Source organism: Planktotalea sp., from assembly GCF_039984035.1.
GTDB lineage: Bacteria > Pseudomonadota > Alphaproteobacteria > Rhodobacterales > Rhodobacteraceae > Planktotalea.
On record NZ_JBDWVM010000208.1, the window covers coordinates 1 to 5,582 of the forward strand.

Below are 5,582 nucleotides of genomic sequence, written 5' to 3' on the forward strand. Positions count from 1 at the left end.
AAACTGTAATCATTGCTGCGCCTCCAATCCCTTAAGGACTGCGTCTGGAGTGATTGGTGTCTGCGTTGGACGCCACCCTGTCGCGTGATAGACCGCATTCCCAATCGCGGCTGCGATCGGAACAGTTGCGTGTTCAGCCAATCCGATGCCGCCACCACGCACGAATTCAAACCCTTCTTCATCATAGTGAATGTGAATGTCAGGGATGTCGCCGATGCCGGGAATTCGGTAATCGTTCATGTTCGCCGACAGTGTTGCACCTGAGGTAGGGTCGATGACTTTCTCTTCATATAGGGCAAAGCCAAGCCCCTGAATGACACCACCATACATCTGACTATCAGCAAGTTCCTTGTGGTGGATTTTCCCACACGCCATGCCCGTCCAAATGTTCAACGGACGGACCTTGCCAAGCTTCGTGTCGACCTCAACCTCCGCGACCAGCGCGGATTGGCTCATGTTCTGACCCATGGCGGGCATTGTCAGGCCCATCATCGACATCGGCAGGCGCAGGCCCATATACATTGGCTCTGCACCGCGCTTGTCAGTGTGTTCAAAAGGCTCAGAAACCTTTTGGATTTCCGACCAGAGGGTGAAGCCAGCGGCGTGATCAACACCACCCTTGGCCGCACGAACATCGATCAACCCCATTTTCGTTCCGGCCTCTTTCACCAGATGTTCAATCACCATTTCACAGGCTTTCACGGTGGTCGGATACGTAGAAACGGTGCCTTGGCTACCCGTAGACATACATCCGGGAGGTAATTCTGAATCACCGATTTCGACTGTGACGTCGTGGCGGCTGATGCCAAGGGTATCTTCCATAGCTTTGGCAATAGCCGAGCGGATCCCGTTCCCGACGTCTTGGGTCGCGTTAAAGGCGGTAAATCCTTCGGGGGATGATGTGACCCTAATTTCTGTGTGCGGGTGATACAAAAACATCCATTTCGCTTGGGCCAGCCCGATCCCCCGTTTGAAACGGCCGCTGTCACTGCCTGCCTTGCTATTCCGGTCGCGCCATTGGGGGATGTCTGCAACCCAATCAAGCAAACGATGCTGAATTTCGTGATCTCCCGCCCATTTGCGGCGCAATACGACGGGGTCCAAGTCGTTCAGGACCGCCGCTTCATCGATTGCAGATTCAACGGCCCAGCGTTTCTGCGGCGCATCGGGCGCACGCATTGGCATGGTCGGCGGTGTGTTATTGACGATGATATTGTCGGAAAAATCGCGTTTCAGACCACTAGGTGACATCATCCAATAGAATGCCGCTGGAGCCGCGCCTGCCGCAACTCCTGCATCCCCGAAGGAATGAAATTTCATTGCGTCTGGCGATCCGTCTTCCTTAACAGTAAGCGCCATTTCAACCCGTGACCCTGTCCGCGCTCCTGCATAGGACAGCTCTTCGAGGCGGCTGTTGACCACACGAACGGGTGCTTTCGCCGCACGAGCAAGCTCAACGGCTATTGTAATTTCTTGGTACAAACCGCCTTTGGCACCGAACGCACCGCCGATGTATTTCCCGTTTACGGTGACGTCATCGGGATCCAGATCATAGTGTTCTGCCAGCTCAAGCTTCACCAAAAGAACACTCTGGGACGAAGCTTCGACGTGCAGTTTCGTGCCGCCTTCCCATTTGGCCACTGCAGCGCGGGGCTCCAATGCCGAATGCGCCTGTTGATTGCTGAAATAGGACCGTTCAACGACCGTCTCAGGTGCTTTCTTGCGTTGACGTTCCAGCGCACGTTTGGCTTTGCCACGAAAGGTTGAAATCGCGATGTCAGATGGTACATGGCCAACGTTGTTATTCCAACGATACGGCAGGTCGATCCCTTCGGCAGCGGATGGAATTCCATCGCGGGCGTCTTTTTCCCAAACCGTTGGTGCGCCGTCCTTCTGAGCTTCTTCTGTTCCGATTACAGCAGGCAATACGTCGTAGTCGACTTTGATCAGCCTCAGTGCTTTCAACGCCGTATGTTCATCGATTGCCGCAACCGCTGCAATCGGTTGACCGAACCAACGCACTTTCTTCTCATCACCCAACAGGTCGACAATTCCGCCGACACCGTCCAACTTTTCGGCCTCGGACCAATCGATTGAGGTGATGTTCGCATGGGCATGTTTTGATCGCAGGATTTTGCCCTCCATCTGCCCATCAAACATGATATCGACGGTGTATTTCGCCGCCCCGGTCACCTTCAATGGTGCGTCCACGCGGAAAATCGGCGCGTCAGTCACGGCATCGTATTCGCCTGTGCAAGCCTTCTGGATCGCAGCGTAAATGCCGACATAGGCAGCGCACCGACAAAGGTGTCCACCCATGGCAAGGGCGACCTCATGTTTAGACGGCTCTGTCTTACCATGTTCTGCGCGCCACTTGTCGTAAAAGGCGATACCTTCATTCACAAAACCTGGTGTACAGAACCCGCATTGCAATCCTTCATTCGCCAAGAACGCCCGTTGGACCGGATGCAGATTATCTTGATCATGGTCTTCGATTGTACGGACATCTGCACCGTCCATATGCGTTGCTGGCATAAGACAACTGCACTTTGGCACCCCATCAACACGCACCGTACAGGCCCCACAAACCCCGCCGCCGCAGGCCATCTTTGTGCCCGTCAGCCCCGCACGGTCCCGCAATACATCAATTGCAGTTTCATCATGCCGTGGGTCAAATTCAAACGACTTGCCGTTGATATTGGTTTTCATGTCGGGTCCTTTTGGGAATTGAGTGGCTTTGAAAGCCAAAAAAACGTCCGATTTCAGTCAAGGATAAACGTTTTGAAGTGACCGCGCTTGCCGGAATGCATCAATTACTTGCCTATTTGTGCGTTCGCCGCGGCCAACGCGCTTTTATAAGCTTCAAGGCGTGTGTTCGCATTGGTGTCGATCACCATAATCACTGCCATCATCGCGATTGTAGTGACAAAGCTCGCCCGCCAAACAGGGGCGCTTAGCACTACAAACAGAACCGCACAAAGGGCAATAATCAATGGAATGGCGCGGTAAACAGCGAACCGATACGCACCCAATATCCTCTCTGCCTTCGCAAGCTCGGTCGAGATAAATGCCTGAGCATCCAAGGCATAGGCTTCGGCAAAGCCTGTGCCCCTCGCTTTTGCGGGAAAGAAAATTCCCAACCCGACAATTAGCAAAAGGATACCGGCAATCAGCATTGGCACGACATAGGCTCTGGCAACCTCAATCTTTCCCAACTGCCAAAAGCCAAAGCTGGCCGCCAAGAACCCAATGCCGAACAAAATGAAGAAACTGGACGAAAACATTTCTGCCTTCGTCCACTCAATCGCAGTCTTCAGAATATCCATAACGCTCCCCCTTAAAACGACCAGATGAAGCCAGTCGCCTCTTCGGACACGTCCCAAAGCTTCGACATCACCGGCTTATCATAGGCATGGGCGTGCAAATTGCCTTTACCGACGGGTCCAACAAACCCCATGCGCCCTGTTGGTCCGTAAAGTGCGCGCTTTTCCAAACCATCTTCGGTTGCGCACATCAATTCGGGATAAGCCCCTTTTTCTGCCGTCTGAACCATGGGTGACTTGGTCATCAGCCAAAAGACAAACCGTGTAATTCGGCTGCCACTTGTTGTGATTAGCGACGTCGCAGAGGAACCCGGATGACACACGTAAACCCCGAAATCCTTACCTGCGGCTGCAAGGCGGTCTTGCAATTCATAGGCAAACATCATCTGCGCCAGTTTCGATTGGCTATAGACTGGGTTCGCGCTGTAATTCTTGTCCCAATTCAAATCATCAAACTGGATCGTTTTGATCCCCATGTTGTAGCCTAGGCTGGCCACAACAACGATCCGGCCGCCGGACGCTTCGATGCGATCACACAACATCCCGCAAAGAACAAAGTGACCGTAATGGTTTGTACCCAATTGGCTTTCAAACCCATCCACAGTCAGCTGTTGTGTTGGCACTTGGGCAATCGCTGCATTGCAGATCAACGCGTCGATCTTCGGGACCGACTGAAGGACGTTTGCAGCCGCTTCGCGCACACTGGCAAGCTCGGAAAGATCCATGCGGATGAAACTGACGTCAGCCTCTTCACCGAACTCCGCCTTGAGGCCATTAACGGCGGCGGTCGATTTTTCGACACTTCGGTTCAACATGACAACCTTGGCACCTTTTGAAACCAAAATGCGCGCTGCTTGAAATCCTGTACCCGCATTCGCACCGGTGATTAGGTATGTTTTGCCCGTTTGGTCATCCATCCGTTCCGGGGTCCAACCGTTTGGTCCATAAGTCGTATCTGGCAATTTTCACGTCCTTAGATAAAAGAGGTCAGCGGTCAATCACAGCGATTTTCCGCGGCGTTGAGCACTACATAAACTGGACATACTGCCCCAAATAGAGTGCAAAGATCGCGATTACTTGCCTATTTGTATCAGGTAGCTTGATTGCGTACATTTAGCTCAATATGGGTCCTTCATGACATATATTGATGCAATCACACAGATCATCGTACGAAACACCGACCAAGACGGGCTGGCCGAAACCGGAATCGATGGCGTCAAACTGTTCCGCGCTGTTGAGCCAGTCCCCTGTCAGCCGGTCGTTTATGAACCTTGCCTGATTGCGCTGGCCAGCGGCGCTAAAGAAGCGATCGTGGATGGCAACCACCATGTTTACTCAAGTAACCAATATCTGTGTTGTCCTCTTTCGATGCCAATTCAGGCCGGCACGTCAACCGCCACGCCGGAAAATCCGCTTTATGGTGTCTACATCTCACTTAACCCGCGTAAGATGACTGAGCTTGCTGTTGAGATTGAAAACCACGGAAACGCGATCCGTAATTCAAATGGCGGCCCTACTTCACTGGCGATCCGTTTTGCCGATTGGGATGGTCTATTTGCCGAAGCTTTGTTGCGCTTGTTGCAGTTGATCGATGCGCCGGTAGATAGATCTGTCCTCGCAGAGGCGCGATTGCGTGAACTGCACTATGCGGTTTTGAAAGGGGAAATCGGTGGCTTTGCGCGCCAGGCTTTTGGTGTCGGAAATGCCATATCGCGGGCCATCGCCCATGTGTCAGATAATTTGGGCGAGCCCCTAGCAATTGACGATCTAGCCGATCGCGCGGGCATGAGCCGTGCGGTCTTCCACAGGAAATTCAAAAGTGCGACATCCATGTCGCCTATTCAGTTCGTTAAAGCCATGCGTCTAAACAATGCCGCGATGATGATCTCCGAAGGTGCCACGATCAGCCAAGCTGCAATGAATGTTGGCTACGTTAGTCCCTCACAATTCAGCCGAGAGTTTAAGCGTTTATATGGCCAATCTCCCCGCCAATGGAGTGAGATGCTGTCGTTGACAACAAAGACTTAGTCAGCCCCCGACAATCACGGCACCTGCCGCGTTAAGTGTGCCGAGCGAAACGGCCAAAATCAAGTGCCTTAAGGCGGTACTCGGGGTGATACCCCATAAATCCATCAGGCCTTATCCATCGACCAACGCAGCAATCGGCAACGCCAAACAACTGCCCCTGCGGGCGCCTACAAATCGGGATCGGGGAAAGCCATGGATCGCTTTACTGTACCGTAAGCAAAGCTGGTATCG

General features: G+C 52.9%; 4 protein-coding genes. 1 reads left to right on the forward strand and 3 read right to left on the reverse strand.

The features are described from left to right. Positions 1–9: 9 nt before the first annotated feature. The 3 genes from ABJQ89_RS09575 to ABJQ89_RS09585 all read right to left on the reverse strand — a co-directional run bounded on the left by ABJQ89_RS09575 (position 10) and on the right by ABJQ89_RS09585 (position 4,285). On the reverse strand, positions 10–2,709 hold the full coding sequence (locus ABJQ89_RS09575) for a molybdopterin-dependent oxidoreductase (RefSeq protein WP_348496024.1): 2,700 nt from the start codon (positions 2,707–2,709) through the stop codon (positions 10–12). A 104-nt stretch (positions 2,710–2,813) separates the two neighbouring features. Further along, the gene (locus tag ABJQ89_RS09580) at positions 2,814–3,326 is read right to left on the reverse strand and encodes a hypothetical protein (protein WP_348496025.1); all 513 of its coding nucleotides are present in this window, start codon (positions 3,324–3,326) and stop codon (positions 2,814–2,816) included. Positions 3,327–3,337: 11 nt separating this feature from the next. Beyond that, positions 3,338–4,285: an SDR family oxidoreductase gene (locus ABJQ89_RS09585; protein ID WP_348496026.1), complete on the reverse strand. Its 948-nt coding sequence runs from the start codon at positions 4,283–4,285 to the stop codon at positions 3,338–3,340. Between the two features lie 172 nt (positions 4,286–4,457). Between ABJQ89_RS09585 and ABJQ89_RS09590 the strand changes: the two genes are divergently transcribed. Continuing rightward, positions 4,458–5,351: an AraC family transcriptional regulator gene (locus ABJQ89_RS09590; RefSeq protein ID WP_348496027.1), complete on the forward strand. Its 894-nt coding sequence runs from the start codon at positions 4,458–4,460 to the stop codon at positions 5,349–5,351. Positions 5,352–5,582: the final 231 nt, after the last annotated feature.